Origin of the sequence: Roseateles sp. (genome assembly GCF_046300915.1) — a bacterium.
Taxonomy (GTDB): domain Bacteria; phylum Pseudomonadota; class Gammaproteobacteria; order Burkholderiales; family Burkholderiaceae_C; genus Kinneretia.
This window is the reverse complement of record NZ_JBKCLH010000072.1, coordinates 1-2,694: the sequence shown is the minus strand read 5'-3', so window position 1 is coordinate 2,694 and position 2,694 is coordinate 1. Positions and strand designations below refer to the sequence as shown.

Annotated in this window: 3 protein-coding genes; 1 reads left to right on the top strand and 2 read right to left on the bottom strand. The window is 67.1% G+C overall.

The annotated features are described in order from the left end of the window. On the bottom strand, nt 1–587 hold a 587-nt coding region (locus tag ACK5F2_RS05325), incomplete at its 3' end, for a gamma-glutamylcyclotransferase (RefSeq protein ID WP_409863313.1). 91 nt (nt 588–678) lie between these two features. Here ACK5F2_RS05325 and ACK5F2_RS05320 point away from each other — a divergent pair. Further along, the gene (locus ACK5F2_RS05320) at nt 679–1,599 is read left to right on the top strand and encodes an amino acid ABC transporter substrate-binding protein (RefSeq protein ID WP_409863312.1); all 921 of its coding nucleotides are present in this window, start codon (nt 679–681) and stop codon (nt 1,597–1,599) included. Between the two features lie 17 nt (nt 1,600–1,616). On the opposite strand, the gene ACK5F2_RS05315 is transcribed toward ACK5F2_RS05320, so the two are convergent. Then, nucleotides 1,617–2,694 (bottom strand): sigma-54-dependent transcriptional regulator (locus tag ACK5F2_RS05315; protein ID WP_409863311.1); only part of this gene is annotated, 1,078 nt, incomplete at its 5' end.

Below are 2,694 nucleotides of genomic sequence, written 5' to 3'. Positions count from 1 at the left end.
ACGCAGCGCTGCAGATAGTCCAGGGTGCTGCCATAGCGGCCACGCGCATGGCGCAGGATGTGCAACAAGGCAGCGTCATCCAGCGGCCCGACGCGTGCGGGGCTGTGGCGCTTCAAAGTGAAGCTCAGGGCCAGCCTTGGCGCGACAGGCGTCTGGCAATGCAGCCAGCGCGGCGTGTAGGAACCGACCACCATCTCGCGCACCCAGAGCTCATCCAGCACTCGGGCGCTGTGCTCGGGCGCCACCCGGTAGACCAGGCCGCGGCAGCTGCCGCCCGGCAACAGGGTCAGCACCAAGCCCGGTTGTTCGCGGTTGCCGCGATTGGACAGGCTGCGCAGACGCAGAGCCCGGTGGTAGCCCTGGACCCGTGCGGGCCATTGCTCGGCCGCCTCAAAGCCCGGGCGCCAGATCAGTGAGCCGTAGGCGAAGAGCAGCAGGCCTTGTTCTCGGCACCAAGCCGCGCGCGCTTGCTGCAGCAAGTCCTGGCTGTGGGGTGGCAGGGCGGCCAGAGCCTGATCCAGGGGCAGGACTTCGCGCCAGGCCGCGTCGCTTGCGGCGGAGTCGGTGGAAGGCAAGTGAGGGTTCATCAGGGCAAGCATCCTGCCACAGCCGCGCGCCGCAAGCGGCTGCTGTGACAATCACAGCAGCTTCCTGCCGTGTCTGTAACGACCCCGTCTCATGTTCAACACCCGTTTCCGGTCTCTCGCTCTGTTCCTGCTGATGGGCCTGTCGCTGCTGACTGCGCGGGCGGCCGAGCCCTTGAGTTCGCCCACGCTGCGCAAGATCCGCGACACGGGCGTGATCGTGCTCGGCTACCGCGTGGCCTCGGCGCCGTTTTCCTACCTCGATGCCGATCTCAAGCCGGTGGGCTACTCGATCGAGCTGTGCGAGCGGGTGGTCCAGGCGGTGCGTGAGCGCCTGCAATTGCCCGAGTTGGAGGCCAAGATGGTCAGCGTCAGCTCGGCCACACGCATGCCCATGGTGGCCAATGGCTCGGTCGATTTGGAATGCGGCATCACCACCCACACGGCCGAGCGTCAGCGCATTCAGGCTTTTTCACTGACCACTTTTGTGGCCGAGACCCGCCTGCTGTCCAAGCGCCAGCGACCGATCCGCAGCCTGGATGAGCTGCGCGGCCTGCCGGTGGCGTCCACCATCGCCACCACCAGCATCCAGTTTCTTCACCAGGTCAACCAGACGCGCGAGCTGGACATGAAGATCCTGGTCGGCCAGGACGACAAGGACGCCTTCCGCCTGCTGCAAACCGGCCGCGCCGTGGCCTACGCCATGGACGATGTGCTGCTGCGCACCTGGCTGGCGGGCAGTGGCCGGCCGCAGGACTATCTGATCTCCGAGGCCTCGTTTTCGATTGAGCCCTATGCCCTGGGCCTGACGCAGGGCGATCCGGGCTTCAAGCAGCTGGTCGACGAGGCCTTGCGGTCCTTGTTCCGCAGCGGTGAGATCCGTGCCATCTACCAGCGCTGGTTCGAGAGCCCGCTGCCCGGCTCGGGGCTCAATCTGCGCTTGCCCATGAGCCCGGCTTTTCTGCGCTTGATCGAGCAGCCCAGCGATTCGCCCGATCCGGCGCAGTACCGCTGAACTTGACCGTCAGGGTTTCAGTTGGAGCGGAAGCGCTCCAGGTCGATGCCGTGGCGGTGCAGCTTGTCGTAGAGCGTTTTCTTGGCCGTGCCCAGCAGCTCCATGGCCGCCGGCACCTTGCCCTGGCAGCGCTGCAGTGCCTGCTCGATCAGCGCCTTTTCCACCTGGTCCATCTGCTGGGCCAGGGTGGCATGCGGTTCGGGCGTGGGGGCGCTGGTGCCCTCGATGCCGCCGATGTCCAGCACAAAGCGGTCGGCGGCATTGCGCACCTCGCGCACATTGCCTGGCCAGTCATGGGCCATCAACTCGCGCAGGCGCTGCGGGCTCAGCTCGGGCGCGCTGCGCTCGTAGCGCGCACAGGCGAGGCCGACGAAATGCTGGAACAGCAGCGGGATGTCCTCGCGCCGCTCGCGCAGAGGCGGCAGTGAGAGCGTGGCGACATTGAGCCGGTAGTAGAGATCACCGCGGAACAGCTGCTGCTCGCTGAGGGCGCGCAGGTCGGCTTTGGTGGCGGCGATCACGCGCACATTGATGGGCAGCTCTTCGTTCGAGCCCAGGCGCTCGACCCGGCGCTCTTGGAGCACGCGCAGAAGCTTGATCTGCAGCAGCATGGGCATGGTCTCGATCTCGTCCAGCAGCAAGGTGCCGCCGTTGGCATGCTCGATCTTGCCGATGCGGCGCTTGGACGAGGAGGTGAAGGCGCCAGGCTCATGGCCGAACAACTCGCTCTCGAACAAGGCCTCGGGCAGGCCGCCGCAGTTGATGGCGACGAAGTTGCGGTCACGGCGCCGGCTCTCGTCGTGCAGGCAGCGCGCCACCAGCTCCTTGCCGGTGCCGGTCTCGCCCAGAATCATCACGTCGGCCGAGGTGTCGGCCAGGTTCAGCACCTGGCGCCGCACCTGCTGCATGGCGGCCGAGTTGCCCAGCAGCACCGCCTCCATGCCACTGCGCCGCTGGAGCTGTCCGCGCAGCTCGTCCACCGCCACGCGCAGCACGCGCTTGTCCAAGGCACGGCGCACGGCGTCGAGGAAGCGCTCGGGTGCGAAGGGCTTTTCGATGAAGTCGTAGGCGCCCGTACGCATGGCCCGTACGGCC

Excerpts from the sequence above, each read along its gene's own strand:
- ACK5F2_RS05320 (WP_409863312.1), top strand. The coding sequence starts at position 679 with ATGTTCAACACCCGTTTCCGGTCTCTCGCTCTGTTCCTGCTGATGGGC.